This is a genomic window from Bradyrhizobium sp. GW821-FHT13H06, from assembly GCF_058803975.1.
Window position 1 is genome coordinate 161,247 of the sequence record NZ_JBXAPN010000012.1, and the last position, 17,001, is coordinate 178,247.

A 17,001-nucleotide genomic window follows, 5' to 3' on the forward strand; every position below is an offset into this window, starting at 1 on the left:
TACAAAGGGCGGCGCTTTCGGCGTCGCCCTTTGCCTCTTAGGCAAGTGCCGACACTGACATATTCTTCACGTGGGTTCTACGGTTCCAAATCTTTACGGGTTTCGAACTGAGGGAACTTTAGCTTTCTCCGCAGTTGTTTCGGAGACTCCATCGTGAAGCTGCTTTCCTTTGCCGCCATTCGTTCCATCCAATTGAAAATCGCTCTGATCGCTGGCGTTTGCCTCGCGGTCACGTGTGTCGTCCTGATCGGCTACGGTCTCTTCTCCACGCAGAGCATGAACCAGTACGTGACCCGCGAGGTCATGCAGCTGGTCGACCAGCAGACAAAGGAGAGCCTGATGAATCGCGCCTCCAACGAAGCCAACGCCATCAAGGCCGAGCTGGAGGTCGGATTTGACGCGGCGCGTACGATCGCGCATGCGTTCGAGACGCTGGCGGACGACAAGACCGGCACCCCGATTGCGGCCCGGCGCGCCCAGTTCAACGCGCTGCTTCGCCACGTGCTCGAGCTCAACCCCGCCTTCAACGGCACTTACTCGGCCTGGGAGCCCGGTGCGCTCGATGGCGACGATGCAGCGTTCAAGGGACGCAAGGAGATGGGATCGGACAACACCGGCCGCTTCCTGCCCTATTGGACACGGAACGCCAACGGCGACATCGCGGTTCAGCCACTCGTCGAATATGACAGCAGCGAACGGCACACGAACGGCCTCGTGAAGGGGGCCTGGTACATCAATCCGAACATGACGGGTAAGGAGAACATCCTCGGCCCACTGCCCTATATCGTGCAGGGAAAGTCGGTCTTCCTGGCGACTATGTCGGTGCCGGTCATGATCGGTGGCAGATTCCGCGGCGTTGCCGGCGCCGACTACAACCTCGACTTCGTGCAGAAGCTCGCCGTCAAGCTCAACAACTCGCTGTTCGAAGGCAAGGGCAAGGTCGCGATCCTCAACGACACCGGCCTGATCGTCGCCAACAGCGCCAACCAGGACGTGATCGGCAAGAATGCCTCGGCGGCCGATCCGCGCTGGAGCGAAAGCTTCGCCATCGTGAAGGCGGGCAAGAGCACGGTGCAGGACGATCCCAAGTTCGCCAACATCGACATCTACGCGCCCATGCGCTTCGGGCTCACCGAAAATGCGTGGTCGGTCCTGATCTCGATCCCGCGCGAGGTGGTGCTGGCGTCGGCACGACAACTGGATGCCTCTCTCAGCGCCCGTGCGACGTCCAGCACGTTCTGGCAGCTTGGTGTCGGCCTCGTCATCGTGCTGATGGCGATCTTCCTGATCTCATTCGCCGCACGCGAGATCGCGCGGCCGATCCAGGATTGCGCCAATTTCGCCGACGGCATCGCCAAGGGCGATTTCAATCAGCGACTCGAAATTGAGCAGGCCGACGAGGTCGGCAGGCTCGCAGCGTCGCTGAGCTCGATGCAAGGCGACCTCAAATGCAGCATCGAGCAGCGCGCCCAAGACCAGGCGGTCGCCGACCGCGAGCGCAAGCGCACGATGAACGAGCTCGCCGACAGTTTCGAAGCCTCCGCGGGCGCTATTGTGGAGACGGTGTCCGCCGCGTCCGGTGCGCTGGAAAGTTCGGCCGCGTCGCTGAGCTCAACCGCCGAGCGGGCGCAACAGCTCGCCTCCGTCGTGGCCGCCGCATCCGACCAGGCGTCCGGCAACGTGCAATCGGTCGCCTCGGCGACGGAGGAGATGGCTTCGTCGGTCGGCGAGATCAGCCGCCAGGTGCAGGAATCGGCGCGGATGGCGGGCGATGCCGTCGGCCAGGCCCGCGCCACCACCGAGCGCGTCAGCGAGCTCTCCAAGGCCGCCTCGCGCATCGGCGACGTCGTCGAGCTGATCAACACCATCGCCGGCCAGACCAATCTGCTCGCGCTGAATGCCACCATCGAAGCCGCACGTGCCGGTGAAGCCGGCCGCGGCTTCGCCGTGGTCGCTTCCGAGGTGAAGGCGCTCGCCGAGCAGACCGCGAAGGCGACCGGCGAGATAGGCCAGCAGATTTCCGGCATCCAGGCCGCGACCAACGACTCGGTCGGCGCCATCAAGGAGATCTCCTCGACCATCGAGCGTCTGTCGGAGATCTCGTCGGCGATCGCGGCGGCGGTGGAGGAGCAGGGCGCGGCGACGCAGGAAATCGCCCGCAACGTGCAGCAGGCCGCGCAGGGCACGCAGCAGGTGTCGTCGAACATCACCGACGTGCAGCGCGGCGCGACCGAGACCGGCACGGCTTCCTCACAGGTGCTGTCGGCGGCGCAGATGTTGTCGAACGACTCGAACCGGCTCAAGGCCGAGGTCAGCAAGTTCCTGACCAATGTGCGCGCAGCGTAAAGCGCGGTCCATCCATCAAACCCATGAGCGGCGCTGTAAGCGCCGCTCATTTTTTTTCGGTCGCATGATGTCGTTTGAAGGAAGCGTCCGAGGCTTTCCCAGTAATCTTACGGGCGCGCCGTTTCATGGACGGTTAAACCGGATTTACGAATGTTGGGCGAGGGCGGCCCAGCAAGGGGCGAGGTTCCCATTGGAATGATTTCACGCTGAACCGGTCTTTTTGGGGGATCCGATGCGCAAGAATTTTCCGGTCTCGGCCGTCGAATATCCCGTCAGTGACGAGACGCTGATCGTTTCGCGAACCGATCTCAAGGGCAAGCTCACCTACTTCAATGAGGATTTCATTGCCGCTGCCGGCTTCACGTCGGCGGAACTCATGGGCCAGCCGCACAACATCGTCCGCCACCCCGACATGCCGCCGGAGGCGTTCGACAATCTCTGGGACACGCTGAAGGCCGGCAAGCCCTGGCTCGGCGCAGTGAAGAACCGCCGCAAGAACGGCGACTTCTACTGGGTGCTGGCGACGGCCTCACCGATCCGCGAGAACGGTCAGGTCAAGGGCTACACCTCGATCCGCACCAGGCTGCCGGCCGACCAGCGCAAGCTCGCCGAGGAGGTCTACGCTGCAATCCGCGAGAAGAAGCCCCACGGCTATCGCATCGACGCCGGTATCATCCGTCGCCGCTCGCTGCTCGACCGCTTCAGCATTTTCACCGGGACGCTGAAGGCGCGCCTGGTCACGGCGATGGTGCTCCAGGCGCTGTTCATGCTTGCACTCGGCATCGGCGGTGCCCTCTCCACCGGCGGTTCCGCCGGCCTGATCCTGTCGCTGCTGGCTGTCGTCGGCGCCGCCACCGTCGGCTTCACCGGCCTTGCAACCATGCGAGCGATCCAGGGGCCGATGCGGCAGCTCAATGACACTTTGATCAACCTCGTGCAGGACAAGTTCGACAACCGCATCGTGATCGAGCGCGACGACGAGATCGGCGAGGCGCTGCGCAACCTTCAGACCGTGCAGACCATCATCCGCTTCAGCCGCGACGAGGTGCAGGCGGTGCAGCGCCGTGCCGAGGCGCAACGCAAGGACGACATGACCAAGCTCGCCAGCGGCTTCGAGGCCGCGATCGGCGAGATCATCGAGACCGTGTCGTCGGCGGCAACCGAGCTCGAGGCCTCGGCCTCGACGCTGTCCTCGACCGCGGGCCGGGCGCAGGAATTGGCGACGGCGGTCGCAACCGGCTCGGAAGCCGCGTCGACCAATGTCCATTCGGTGGCCTCGGCCGCCGAAGAGATGTCGTCCTCGGTGCGCGAGATCGGCCGGCAGGTGCAGGATTCCTCCCGGATCGCGAGCGAGGCGGTCAGTCAGGCCCACGCGACCACCGAACGTGTCAGCGAATTGTCGCGGGCTGCATCGCGGATCGGCGACGTCGTCGAGCTCATCAACGCGATTGCCGGCCAGACCAACCTGCTGGCGCTCAATGCCACGATCGAGGCGGCGCGGGCGGGCGAGGCCGGTCGCGGCTTCGCGGTGGTGGCCTCCGAGGTCAAGGCGCTGGCCGAGCAGACGGCCAAAGCCACCGGCGAGATCGGCCAGCAGATCGGCGGCATCCAGGCGGCGACGCAGGATTCCGTCGGCGCCATCGGCGAGATCAGCGGCACCATCGCGCGTCTGTCGGAGATCGCCTCGGCGATCGCCGCGGCCGTGGAGCAGCAGGGCGCCGCAACCCAGGAGATCGCCCGCAATGTTCAGGAGGCGGCCAGGGGAACGCAGCAGGTGTCGTCCAATGTCGGCGACGTCCAGCGCGGCGCCTCCGAGACCGGTTCCGCGTCGTCGCAGGTGCTGACTGCGGCGCAGATGCTGTCGCGCGACTCCAACCGCCTCAAGCTCGAGGTCGGCAAGTTCCTGAACTCGGTCCGCGCCGCCTGAGGCGCGCGGCCGCATGGCTGCGATGTCGGTTTCGCAGTGCGGTAGCAGGGAAGTGAATGCGGGATAGCCGCCGGGGATTAGCGTTTCCGGCGGTGCTCAGGTAAAGGGGGAAGGGGATCGCCGTGGGGGCGGATTCCATATCCTCGCTTGACCTGGAATTGCCTGGCGCATGATTGCTCTGGTCCGTATTGCCCTGAGCCGGCCTTATACATTCGTCGTACTGGCGCTGCTGCTGCTGATTATCGGACCGCTCGCGGCGCTGCGAACCCCGACCGACATCTTCCCGGATATCCGTATTCCCGTCATCGGCGTGGTCTGGCAGTACACAGGCCTGCCGCCGGACCAGATGTCCGGCCGCATCACCACGCCGTTCCAGCGCGCGCTGACGACCACGGTCAACGACATCGAGCATATCGTCGCCAATTCCTACAACGGCTTTGGCATCATCAAGATCTTCTTCCAGCCCAACGTCGACATCCGCACCGCCAACGCGCAGGTCACCGCGATCTCGCAGACGCTGCTCAAGCAGATGCCGCCGGGCGCGACGCCACCCTTGATCCTGAACTACTCGGCGTCCACCGTGCCGATCATTCAGGTGGCGCTGTCGGGCGACGGGCTCACCGAGCAGAATCTCGCCGATATCGGCATCAACCAGCTTCGTACGCCCTTGGTCACGGTGCCGGGCGCGGCGATTCCCTATCCGTTCGGCGGCAAGCAGCGCCAGGTCCAGATCGATCTCAATCCTACCGCGCTCCAGGCCCGCGGCCTCTCGGGCCAGGACGTCGCCAATGCGCTGGCCGCCCAGAACCTGATCACACCGGTCGGCACCCAGAAGATCGGCCAGTTCGAGTACAACATCCAGCTCAACAACTCGCCGCTCCGGATCGAGGAACTCGGCAATCTGCCGATCAAGACCGTCAACGGCGCCATGGTCTATGTGCGCGACGTCGCCACCGTGCGGGACGGCAATCCGCCGCAGACCAACATCGTTCATGTCGACGGCAACCGCTCGGTGCTGATGATGGTGCTGAAGGCGGGCGCGACCTCGACGCTCGATATCATCGCCGGCATCAAGCAGAAGGTGATCGACGTCAAGGATCAGCTGCCCGACGCACTGAAGATCGGCTTCATCGGTGATCAGTCGGTGTTCGTCCGCGGCGCGATCCAGGGGGTCGCCTTCGAGGGTGTGATCGCGGCGCTGCTCACCAGCGTCATGATCCTGCTGTTCCTCGGCAGCTGGCGCTCGACCATCATCATCGCGGTCTCGATCCCGCTGTCGGTGCTGGGCGCCATCATCATGCTGTCGGCGATCGGCGAGACGCTGAACATCATGACGCTCGGCGGCCTCGCGCTCGCGGTCGGCATCCTCGTCGACGACGCCACGGTCACGATCGAGAACATCAACTACCATCTGGAGCAGGGCAAGCCAGTCGAGCAGTCCATCCTCGACGGCGCCAACCAGATCGTGACGCCGGCCTTCGTTTCGCTGCTGTGCATCTGCATCGTGTTCGTGCCGATGTTCTTCCTCACTGGCGTCGCGCGCTTCCTGTTCGTGCCGATGGCGGAAGCCGTGATGTTCGCGATGATCTGGTCGTTCATCCTGTCGCGCACGCTGGTGCCGACGATGGCGAACTATCTGCTCAAGGCGCATGTCCATCACGAGGGCGGGCCGCCGAAGTCGCGCAATCCGCTAGTCTGGTTCCAGCGCGGCTTCGAGGCGCGGTTCGAGCGCATCCGCGGTGGTTATCGCGGCCTCCTTGGCCTGGCGCTGGTGCACCGGGCGGTGTTCGTCATCGGTTTCATCTGCATCGTCGGCGTGTCCTTCGGGCTGGTGCCGTTCCTCGGCCGCAACTTCTTCCCAGCCGTCGATGCCGGCAACATCCTGATGCATGTCCGCACCCAGGTCGGCACCCGCGTCGAGGAGACCGCGAACCAGCTCGCCGACGTGCAGAAGGCAGTGCGCAAGCTGATTCCGGGCGAGATCGAGACCATGACCGACAATATCGGCATGCCGATCTCCGGCATCAACATGACCTACAACAACACCGGTGTGATCGGCCCGCAGGACGGCGACATTCAGATCAAGCTGAAGGAAGGCCACAAGCCGACCGAAGAGCATGTCCGCATGCTGCGCGAGCAATTGCCGCGCCTGTTCCCCGGCGTGAGCTTTGCGTTCCTGCCGGCCGACATCGTCAGCCAGATCCTGAATTTCGGCGCGCCGGCGCCGATCGACCTGCAAATCCGCGGCGCCAATGTCAGTGCGAATTTCGCTTATGCCAACAACCTGCTGGCGAAGGTCCGCAAGATTCCCGGCGTTGCCGATGCGCGCATCCAGCAGTCGCCGAACAACCCGACCTTCAACATCGATGTCGACCGCACCCGCGCGCAATATGTCGGCCTGACCGAGCGCGACGTCACCAACAGCCTCGTGGTCAATCTCGCCGGCTCCTCGCAGGTGGCGCCGACCTACTATCTCAATCCCGACAACGGCGTGTCCTACTCGATCGTGATGCAGACGCCGCAATACCAGATCGACTCGCTCAGTGCGCTGCAGACCCTGCCGATCACCGCGGCCAGCAATGCGCAGTCGCCGATCCTCGGCGGCATCGCCGACATCACGCGCTCCACGTCGAGCGCGGTGGTCTCGCAATACGACATCCAGTCCATGGTGCAGATATTTGCCACGACCTCGGGCCGCGATCTCGGCGCGGTTGCGGCCGACATCCGCCAGCTGATCGCCGACACCGCCAGGGAGGTGCCGAAGGGATCTTCCGTGGTGCTGCTCGGCCAGGTCCAGACCATGAACAGCGCCTTCACCGGCCTCCTGTTCGGCCTGCTCGGGGCCGTCGTGCTGATCTACTTCCTGATCGTCGTGAACTTCCAGTCCTGGTCCGACCCGTTCGTGATCATCACAGCGCTGCCGGCCGCGCTCGCCGGCATCGTCTGGATGCTGTTCATGACCGAGACCACGCTGTCGGTGCCGGCGCTCACCGGCGCCATCATGTGCATGGGCGTTGCCACCGCCAACAGTGTGCTCGTGATCTCCTTTGCCCGCGAGCGCTACGAGGAGCTCGGCGATCCCATCGCCGCCGCGCTCGAAGCCGGCTTTGTCCGGTTCCGCCCGGTGCTGATGACCGCGCTCGCCATGATCATCGGCATGGCGCCGATGGCGCTCGGGTTGGGTGAGGGCGGCGAGCAGAATGCACCGCTCGGCCGGGCCGTGATCGGCGGCCTGATCTTTGCAACCTTCGCCACGCTGATGTTTGTTCCCGTGGTGTTCAGCATGGTTCACAAGAAACAAGGCGCCGAAGCCGCCGCCTCATTGGAGACTCCGCATGTCGCCCACTGAACCCCGCTCCCCGGTGTCGCACCGGAAACTGGGCATCTTCGGCGTGGTGGCGCTGATTGCGGCAGGCCTCGTCGTGGGCACCGGCATCCGTGCCCGCGAGGAGCAGGGCTCCAAGCTGAAGGAATGGACCGACGACCAGGCCGTTCCCAGCGTGGCGGTGACGCTGCCCAATGCCAAGGACCTCAATGCCACCATCGAGCTGCCGGGCCGGCTGGAAGCCTACTACCGGGCTCCGATCTTCGCGCGCGTGTCGGGCTATTTGAAGAGCTGGAGCGCCGACATCGGCGCGCGCGTCAAGGCCGGCCAGGTGATTGCCGAGATCGAGGCGCCCGACCTCGATCAGCAGTTGCTGCAAGCCCGCGCCGACCTCGCCAGCCAGCAGGCCAGCGCCAGGCTGTCGGAGGCAACGCTGAACCGGCGCAAGACGCTGGTCGCCTCCAACTTCGTCTCGGCGCAGGAGATCGACGAGCGCACCGCCGACCTCTCCAACAAGAAGGCGGCCGTCAATTCGGGGCAGGCCAATGTCGAGCGCCTGGAAGCGCTCGCCGGCTACAAGAAGATCACCGCGCCGTTCGACGGCGTCGTTACCGCGCGCGACACCGACGTCGGCGCGCTCATCAATGCCGGCGGCGGCTCGGGCCCGGCGATGTTCGTGATCTCGGACATCACCAAGCTGCGCGTCTACGTCAACGTGCCCCAGAACTACGTGCCGGCGATCAAGATCGGGGCCAAGGCGATCATCACGCTGCCGGAATATCCCAACCGGACCTTTCAGGCGACGGTGGAGGCTTCATCGCAGGCCGTCGATGTCGCCTCCGGCACCACGCGCATGCAGCTCGGGCTCGACAATTCCAGAGGCGAGTTGATGCCCGGCGGCTATGCCAGCGTGAAGCTCAGCCTCCAGCGTGACTCCGCGCCGCTCAGCATCCCCGCCAGCGCCCTGATCTTCAACGGCAGCGGCCTGCGCGTTGCAACGGTCGGTGCGGACGAGAAGGTGCTGTTCAAGCCGGTCACCATCGCGCGCGATCTCGGACGCGAAATCGAGCTCGCGTCGGGCGTCGCAGCGGACGATCGTGTCATCACCGCCCCGCCGGATGGTCTGTCGGATGGCGACGCGGTCCGCGTCGTCGGGGCCAAGGCCAAGCCTGCAACGGCGTCCGAGAAGCAAGCGCCGAGGAGCTAGGGCGGTCTCGTGCCCCGGACGCAGCGCAGCACGAAGTGATGCGTTGCAGAGCCGGGGCCCCTCTCTCCTCGCTGTACCGTGTGGCTTTCTGGGCCCCGGCTCTGCGGAGCGGCATTACATGCCGCACCGCGTCCGGGACACGAGAGCTTACGCCACCCGCCACTCCGGCACGCCATCCGCGGCCATCGCGATCTCGCCGATTGAGCCGACCGGCGTGCGATCCATGTTGAGGAGGTGCGCCAGCGTCGCGCCGTCGATCGCCGGAATCCGCGCCAGCGTGCGGCGGTCATCATCCGTGCGCAGCATCACCACGCCGTGCTCGACATCGCCGCCGCGGCCATAGAGCACCGTAAAGCTCTCGACCTTGCCTTTGCCTCCGGCCTCGGTGACGAACTCCGGCACCGCGCGCTTGTTGCGGTCGGCCTCGGCCTGCACGCTCGTCTCCTGCGCCAGCGCCTCGCGCGGCGGCGTCTTCGAGACCACCAGCGCGTGGTGCTTGGTGACGAAGCCGCCCTGGCCGTAGAGCAGGCCGAGCCCGGCGCCGCTGCGCAAGCGCCGCACCATCGCGCAGGCTGCATGCGTCATGTAGGTGTTGAGCGGCGCCCCGAAGAAGGTGAGCCCGCCGGTCACGGTCGGGTGCACGTCCGCGCCCAAGCCAAGCGTCCGCCGCGCCATCTTGGGCACGCAGGGGAAGCAGCTATAGAGCTCGATCGCATCGAACTTTCTGCCGTCGCCGCCGGCGAGGTTCATCACGGCGTTCAGCACCGCGTTCTGCGGATGGCTTTCGTAGAACTGGTCGCGCAGGAGATAATCACGCGGTTCTTCGGCCGAGGCGCCGCCGAGCGGGTAGACCAGCCTGTCCTCGGGAATCCCGGCCGCGCGCGCCTTGGCAAGGCTGGTGAGCAGCAGGGCGCCGCCCATGTTGACGCTCGGGTTGGCAACCATGAGCTTTTTGTAGGGCCAGGCGATCAGGCGGTTGTCGGCGGTCGGTGTCGTGATCTCCTCGGGCGCATAGCGCCGCTTGAGCCAGGCATTCGGATTTTGCGCGGCGGCTTCCGAATAACGCGACCACAGCACACCGGACTCAGCCATCGCCTCGCGCGGCGTCTGGCCCCAATGCGCGGAGGAGGCCGCCTCATAGAACGGATAGACCGTGACGGGACGGAACACGCCGAGCTTGACCGCCAGCGGCTTCTGGAACGCCGCGCCGCGCTTGGGTTCCTCGACGTCATGCGCGAACGGGGTCCATGGCAGCCTGATGCTCGCACGTTCCGCCTTGGTCGCGGTCGATTGCGCCTCCGCCCCGCAGACTGCCGCGACGCTGCACTCGCCGCGCGCGATGCGCTTTGCCGCCTCGTGGATGTAGCGGATCGGGCTCTCGCCGCCGACCGGGCCGTAATAGCAATGCGCGGGCGCGATCCCGAGCCGTTGCGCCAGAAGCTTCTCCGGATCGCGATAGCGCCAGCTCAGGAAATTGACGACGTCGAGCGACTGCACCTCGCCGAGCAGCTTCGCGCCCGCATCGGCCTCGGCGCGCCGGAGCGCCTGTTCGAGCAGATCGAGCGGCTCGAGGCCCTCGGTGATCTCCTTGGGGCGGTCGACGATCTCGCCGATGCCGACGATGACGGGGATGCGGTCTTCGGGGATGTTGTTGTATTTCATGCTTCAATTCACGATGTCAGTTGTTTCGTCATTGCAAGCGACGCGAAGCAATCCAGGATTCTTCCGGGGCGACAGTCTGGATTGTTTCGCTTCGCTCGCAATGACGGTGTAGCAATCACTCCGCCACCAGCGCATTCATGTGCTCGACGGCTTCGGCAAACTCTTCCTTGAACTCCTGCACCACCGCGCCTGCCGATTTCACGCTGTCGACCAGGCCGACACCTTGGCCGACGAAGTAACTCACGAGATCGCGCGCCCTCGCATTCCCGCTCGCCGCCGCGCGGTCGATCGAATGGAAGGCGTCGCGGCTGATGATGCTTTGTAGCGGCATCGGCAGCGCGCCGGGGCTCTCCGGCGCTCGGTCCCAGGCATCCGTCCAGACCGAGCGGAGCTGCCGGGCCGGCTTGCCGGTGCGACCCTTCGAGCGCACGGCGTCGCGCGAGGAGGCCGCGATCATCTTCTTGCGAAAGATCTCCGTGGTCTCCGCCTCGACGGTCGCAAGCCACACCGAGCCGGTCCAGGCGCCGGCCGCGCCCATCGCCATGCAGGCGGCCATCTGCCGTCCCGTCATGATGCCGCCGGCCGCCAGCACCGGCACATCGCGGATCTTCTTGATCGCCTTGATCACCTCCGGCACCAGCACCATGGTCGAGACCTCGCCGCAATGGCCGCCGGCCTCGGTGCCCTGCACCACGAGAATGTCGACGCCGGCTGCGACCTGACGCAGCGCGTGCTCCTTGGCGCCGACCAGTGCCGCAACGGGGACGCCGTGTTTCCTGCCCATCTCGATCATCGCCTTCGGCGGCACGCCCAGCGCATTGGCGATCAGGCGGATCGGATGACGAAAAGAGACTTCGAGCAGCTCAAGCGCCGTCTTCGCATCGAACGGCTGCGGCTGGTCGTCCGCGACCTCGGTGGTGGTCAGTTCGATGTCGTACTTCTTCAGGAGATCGCGCGTATAGTTGCGATGCTCTTGCGGTACCCGCGCTTCCAGGCTCTTCCAGGTGACGTCCTTCTCGCCCGCGGTCGAGATATTCTCGGGGATCAGCACGTCGATGCCGTAGGGCTTGCCGTCGACATGCGCATCGATCCATGCCAGCTCGCGTTCGAGCGTCTCAGGCGTGTGCACGGTCGCGCCCAGCACGCCGAAGCCGCCGGCGCGGCTGACGGCGGCAACGACGTCGCGGCAATGGCTGAAGGCGAGCAGCGGGAACTCGATGCCCAGCATGTCGCAGATCGGCGATTTCATGGCCCTCTCCCGGCAGCAGCCTTCGCGTTGCTGTTGTTGCTTTGCTTGCGCAGGCGCTCGACGCTAGCCCATCGCCATCCGCGATGCCAAGCCGGATTTGGTGGCGCATCTTGCGTGCAGGCGCCACGACGTGGATGAGCCATTCCGCTGTACAAAATAAGCGGCCCAGAGTCGCCCGATTTGCCTCTTGCGCTTTCGAGAGCGGCAGCAAATGCTGGCGCGCAACAACAGAAAAATCAGGGAGCGCCAATGTCGTCAGCGCAATCGAACCCGGCTCGCGCCGCCGAGGCTTACGACGTGGTCGTCGTCGGCGCCGGCTTTGCCGGCCTATACATGCTGCACCGGCTGCGCGGTCTCGGCTTCTCCGCACGCGTCTACGAGCAGGGCGGCGGCGTCGGCGGCACCTGGTACTGGAACCGCTATCCCGGTGCGCGCTGCGACGTCGAGAGCATGCAATATTCCTACTCGTTCTCCGAAGAGCTGCAGCAGGAATGGGACTGGAGCGAACGCTACGCGCCGCAGCCAGAGATCCTGAAATATGCCAACCACGTCGCCGACCGCTTTGATCTGCGCCGCGACATCCAGTTCAACACGCGCGTCGAGCGCGCCGCGTTCGACGAGCGCGCGACATGCTGGTCGGTGACGACCTCGGACGGCAAGACGGTCGAAGCCAAATTCGTCGTGCTCGCCACAGGTTGTCTCTCGAACGCGCGCAAGCCGGACATCAAGGGCCTGGAGAATTTCAAAGGGCCCGTCTACCACACCGGCAACTGGCCGCATGAAGAGGTCGACTTCACGGGCCTGCGCGTTGGCCTGATCGGTACGGGATCATCAGGTATCCAGTCGGCTCCCGTCATCGCCGAGCAGGCGAGACATCTCACGGTGTTCCAGCGCACCGCGAATTTCTCCGTTCCCGCCCGCAACGCCGCGCTCACGCATGAGGAACGCAGCGCGTTCCGCAAGAACTATCCGGAGATCCGTCGCTTCGCACGCGAGGTCGCCCGCAATGGCATCTATACCGAGCAGCCGGATCGTGGCGCTCTCGATGACAATGACGACGTCAGGCGCGCCAAGTATTCGGCGCGCTGGGAGCACGGCGGGCTCACCTTCATGTATGCCTATAACAATCTCGGCCTCGACCGGGCCGCGAACGACACCGCGGCGGATTTCGTGCGCGGCAAGGTCGCCGAGATCGTGAAGGACCCTGACACCGCGAAGCTGCTTCAGCCGAACAGCCACCCGATCGGCACCAAGCGCATCTGCGTCGATACCGACTATTTCGCGACCTTCAACCGGCCCAATGTTTCTCTGCTGGATATCAAGACCAATCCGATCGAGGAGATCACCGCAAACGCCGTGCGCGTTGCCGGGAAGGACCACGAGGTCGATGCGCTGGTGCTGGCGACCGGCTTCGACGCCATGACCGGCTCGGTCGCCAGGATCGACATTCTGGGTCGGCGCGGGCAGACGCTGAACCAGAAATGGGCGGAAGGCCCCAAGACCTTTCTCGGCCTGATGAGCGCGGGCTTTCCGAACCTCTTCATCATCACCGGGCCGGGCAGCCCGTCGGTGCTATCGAACATGATCGTGTCGATCGAGCAGCATGTCGACTGGATCGCCGAGTGCCTGACCCACATGCGCATGCGCGGCTTCACGACGATCGAGGCGAGCGGGGAGGCCGAGGAGAAATGGGTCGCGCACGTCAACGAGGTCGCCCAGGACACGCTCTATCCGCAGGCCAATTCCTGGTACATGGGCGCCAACATCCCCGGCAAGCCGCGCATCTTCATGCCCTATATCGGCGGCGTCGGCGTCTACCGGCGGATCTGCGATGAGGTCGCTGCGAAGGGATATGAAGGATTTGTGATGGGGCACGGGGAGCAGCCGCAGGCGGCGGCGTCCTAGATGACGCCCGTCATTCCGGGGCTCGCGGAAGCGAGAACCCGGGCGCCCCGGAATGACGTCGGGGAGGGGGTGCCATGACGAAACGTAGAGTTGCCCCGCCGGGCAATGCATTTCCGAGGCCTTGTCATCGGCCGGTCGCGGGCTAATTAATGCAGACGCATCTTTCCGCCGGAGCCCTCGCATGACCGACACCCCCGCCTACGTGCCGCCCAAGGTCTGGACCTGGAACAAGGAGAATGGCGGGCAGTTCGCCAGCATCAATCGCCCGATCGCCGGCCCCACCCACGAGAAGGAACTGCCGGTCGGCAAGCACCCCTTGCAGCTCTATTCGCTGGCGACGCCGAACGGGGTGAAGGTGACGGTGATGCTGGAGGAGCTCTTGGCGCTCGGCCACAAGGGCGCTGAATACGACGCCTGGCTGATCAAGATCGGCAACGGCGATCAGTTCGGCAGCGGCTTCGTCGATATCAATCCGAACTCGAAAATCCCGGCGCTGATGGATCGCTCCGGTCCGGAGCCGATCCGCGTGTTCGAGTCCGGCTCGATCCTGTTCTACTTGGCCGAGAAGTTCGGCGCCTTCCTGCCGCAGGACATCAAGACACGCACCGAGGCGATGTCCTGGCTGTTCTGGCAGATGGGCAGCGCGCCGTATCTCGGCGGCGGCTTCGGCCATTTCTATGCGTACGCGCCGTTCAAGATCGAATACGCCATCGACCGTTTCGCGATGGAAGTCAAACGCCAGCTCGACGTGCTCGACCGCCGCCTCGCCGACAACGAATATCTCGCGGGCAAGGAATACACCATCGCCGACATCGCGGTGTGGCCCTGGTACGGCGCGCTCGCCAAGGGGCTGGTCTATGGCGCCGGCGAATTCCTTTCGGTGCAGGACTACAAGAACGTGCAGCGCTGGACCGACCAGATCGCCAAGCGTCCGGCCGTGAAGCGCGGCCGCATGGTCAACCGCATCTCCGGCGATCCCGCCAGCCAGCTCCACGAACGCCACGACGCCAGCGATTTCGAGACCAGGACACAGGACAAGCTCGCGCCTGCGACGTAGCTGCTTTCTTACCTCTCCTCACTTGCGGCAGGCCATCGCATTGAGGGCTTTTCCCTGCGGCCATCCTTCGAGACGCCCGCCTTTGGCGGGCCCTCAGGATGAGGATCGAGCGCGTGGCAGCAATTTCAGCCGGCACCGATCCCACGAAGCCTCATCCAGACCGTGAAGCGGTCGTCTCGAAGGTCGAGGCGCGCGCTCAGGCCCGCGCCAAATACTCATATGCGATAACCCTGCCGCAAGGCGGGGCGAGGGAGCGCACTTCGTGCGCGGCGTGAGGCTACTTCCTCTTCACACCCTCCGCCGCCGGAAACACCACGCGATCATCGGTGCGGCAATAGCGGTCGGCGAACATGCGGCCGATCGGGTGATAGCGCTCCATGTGCACCCGCATCGCCTCGGGATCCCAGAGCTCGTCGCGGATGTGAAAGTGGATGCCTTCGCCCATGATCAGGCGGCGATCATCGTTGACGTCGATCAGCTTCCAGAGCTTGCACTCCATCGCCCACGGCGTGTCGGCCAGCCGCGGCACCGCGATGCTGGTGGATGGCGCCAGCTTCAGGCCGAGATAATCGGGCTCGCCGATCTCGGGCGGAAAATCGCCGCTGCTCTCGTGCATCGCTCTTGCCAGCGGTTCGTCGGCGAGGTTGACCACGAACTCGCCGGTGCGCTGGATGTTGAGGAACGTGTCCTTGTCCTCGCCGTTCGGCTTGCGGTTCGCCGCGAACATGCAGAGCGGTGGATCCTCGCAGAAGGCGTTGAAGAAGCTGAACGGGGCGGCGTTGACAACACCGGTCGGCCCGAGCGAGGTCACCCATGCGATCGGCCGCGGCAAGATGAAGGAGGTCAGCACCTTGTAGCGCTCGCGTGGCGTCAGGTCGCTGGCGGCGTAGTCCATGATGGCTCCTGGTGGAAAAGACTCTCGTAGGGTGGGCAAAGCGAAAGCGTGCCCACCATTCCTTGCGAGATCGCGACGGTGGGCACGGCGCGAAGTGCGCGCCTTTGCCCGCCCTACGGCCCTTCCCGCGCGGGCAGAGGCAAAGCCTCTACGCCATGCTCAGCTCGTGGCGGCCGACCACCATCCAATGCACCTCGTCGGGACCGTCGGCGAAGCGCAGATGGCGCACGTCCTGATACATCTCGGCCAGCGGGGTCCAGTGCGAGATGCCGGTGGCGCCGTGCATCTGGATCGCCTGGTCGATGATCTTGCAGGCGCGCTCCGGCACCATGGCCTTGACCATGGAGACCCAGACGCGGGCTTCCTTGTTGCCGAGCACGTCCATGGCCTTCGCCGCCTTCAGCACCATCAGCCGCATCGCCTCGATCTCGCAGCGCGCCTGCGCGATGATCTGCATGTTGCCGCCGAGATGGGCGATCTTCTTGCCGAAGGCCTCGCGGGTCAGGCCACGCTGCACCATGAGGTCCAGCGCCTTCTCGGCCTTGCCGATCGTGCGCATGCAGTGATGGATGCGGCCCGGTCCGAGGCGGAGCTGCGAGATCTCGAAGCCGCGGCCTTCGCCGAGCAGGATGTTCTCCTTCGGCACCCGCACATTGTTGAAGCGCATGTGCATGTGGCCGCGCGGGGCGTGGTCCTGGCCGAACACATACATGGGGCCGAGAACCTCGACGCCGGGCGTGTCGCGCGGCACCAGGATTTGCGACTGCTGCTTGCTCGGCGCTGCATCCGGGTTGGTCTTCACCATCACGATCAGGATCTTGCAGCGGGGATCGCCGACCCCTGAGATGTAGTATTTCTCGCCGTTGATGACCCATTCGTCGCCGACGAGCTTGGCCGTGGTCGAGATGTTCTTGGCGTCGGAGGAGGCGACGTTCGGCTCGGTCATGACATAGGCCGAGCGGATCTCGCCGTTGAGCAGCGGCTTCAGCCACTTCTCCTTCTGCTCCTTGGTGCCGACGCGCTCCAGCACCTCCATGTTGCCGGTGTCGGGCGCCGAGCAGTTCATGGTCTCGGAGGCCAGCGGGCTCTTGCCGAGTTCGGCCGCGATATAGGCGTAGTCGAGATTCTTCAGGCCCTGGCCGGTCTCGTCATCGGGCAGGAAGAAGTTCCAGAGACCTTCCTGCTTGGCCTTGTTCTTGGCCTTCTCCAGCACCTCGAGCTGCTTCGGCGTGAAGCTCCAGCGATCCTCCTTGCCTTCGCCCGCCTTGGCAAACTCGATCGACATCGGCTCGACGGTATCGCGGATGAACTTCTTGACGTGGTCATAGAGCGGCCGGACCTGCTCCGACATCCGGAGGTCGTTGAGCTCGTCGCCGGGATTGAGAGTGTAGTTGGTGGTGCGGGGAATGTAGGCGTGTTTTGTCATTG

10 protein-coding genes are annotated in these 17,001 nt (G+C 64.9%); 6 read left to right on the forward strand and 4 right to left on the reverse strand.

Going from position 1 to position 17,001, the window contains the following annotated elements; translation table 11 throughout:
- The first annotated feature begins 153 nt into the window (after positions 1-153).
- From AC1RQP_RS34785 to AC1RQP_RS34800, 4 genes are all read left to right on the forward strand, one after another.
- Positions 154-2,346, forward strand: coding sequence for a methyl-accepting chemotaxis protein (locus AC1RQP_RS34785; RefSeq protein WP_492941725.1), 2,193 nt, complete (start codon positions 154-156; stop codon positions 2,344-2,346).
- A gap of 232 nt (positions 2,347-2,578) precedes the next feature.
- Positions 2,579-4,273, forward strand: coding sequence for a methyl-accepting chemotaxis protein (locus tag AC1RQP_RS34790; protein ID WP_492941727.1), 1,695 nt, complete (start codon positions 2,579-2,581; stop codon positions 4,271-4,273).
- A 169-nt stretch (positions 4,274-4,442) separates the two neighbouring features.
- Entirely contained in the window at positions 4,443-7,622 is a 3,180-nt protein-coding gene (locus AC1RQP_RS34795; RefSeq protein WP_492941729.1) for an efflux RND transporter permease subunit, read from the forward strand.
- Entirely contained in the window at positions 7,609-8,805 is a 1,197-nt protein-coding gene (locus tag AC1RQP_RS34800) for an efflux RND transporter periplasmic adaptor subunit (protein WP_492941731.1), read from the forward strand. The genes AC1RQP_RS34795 and AC1RQP_RS34800 overlap by 14 nt, the downstream gene beginning before the upstream one ends.
- Before the next feature lie 147 nt (positions 8,806-8,952).
- On the opposite strand, the gene AC1RQP_RS34805 is transcribed toward AC1RQP_RS34800, so the two are convergent.
- Together AC1RQP_RS34805 and AC1RQP_RS34810 are read right to left on the reverse strand one after the other, a co-directional pair.
- Positions 8,953-10,467, reverse strand: a complete 1,515-nt coding sequence (locus AC1RQP_RS34805; RefSeq protein ID WP_492941733.1) for an acetyl-CoA acetyltransferase — start codon at positions 10,465-10,467, stop codon at positions 8,953-8,955.
- A 115-nt stretch (positions 10,468-10,582) separates the two neighbouring features.
- Entirely contained in the window at positions 10,583-11,716 is a 1,134-nt protein-coding gene (locus AC1RQP_RS34810) for a nitronate monooxygenase (RefSeq protein ID WP_492941735.1), read from the reverse strand.
- 249 nt (positions 11,717-11,965) lie between these two features.
- On the opposite strand from AC1RQP_RS34810, the gene AC1RQP_RS34815 reads away from it, so the two are divergent.
- Both AC1RQP_RS34815 and yghU read left to right on the forward strand, forming a co-directional pair.
- Positions 11,966-13,621: a flavin-containing monooxygenase gene (locus tag AC1RQP_RS34815; RefSeq protein WP_492941737.1), complete on the forward strand. Its 1,656-nt coding sequence runs from the start codon at positions 11,966-11,968 to the stop codon at positions 13,619-13,621.
- Between the two features lie 181 nt (positions 13,622-13,802).
- Positions 13,803-14,678: a glutathione-dependent disulfide-bond oxidoreductase gene (gene yghU / locus AC1RQP_RS34820; RefSeq protein ID WP_492941739.1), complete on the forward strand. Its 876-nt coding sequence runs from the start codon at positions 13,803-13,805 to the stop codon at positions 14,676-14,678.
- Positions 14,679-14,955: 277 nt separating this feature from the next.
- Here the strand turns inward: yghU and AC1RQP_RS34825 are convergent, their stop codons facing one another.
- On the reverse strand, positions 14,956-15,573 hold the full coding sequence (locus AC1RQP_RS34825; protein ID WP_492941741.1) for a flavin reductase family protein: 618 nt from the start codon (positions 15,571-15,573) through the stop codon (positions 14,956-14,958).
- A 148-nt stretch (positions 15,574-15,721) separates the two neighbouring features.
- The gene (locus tag AC1RQP_RS34830; protein WP_239622268.1) at positions 15,722-16,999 is read right to left on the reverse strand and encodes an acyl-CoA dehydrogenase family protein; all 1,278 of its coding nucleotides are present in this window, start codon (positions 16,997-16,999) and stop codon (positions 15,722-15,724) included.
- Positions 17,000-17,001 lie beyond the last annotated feature (2 nt).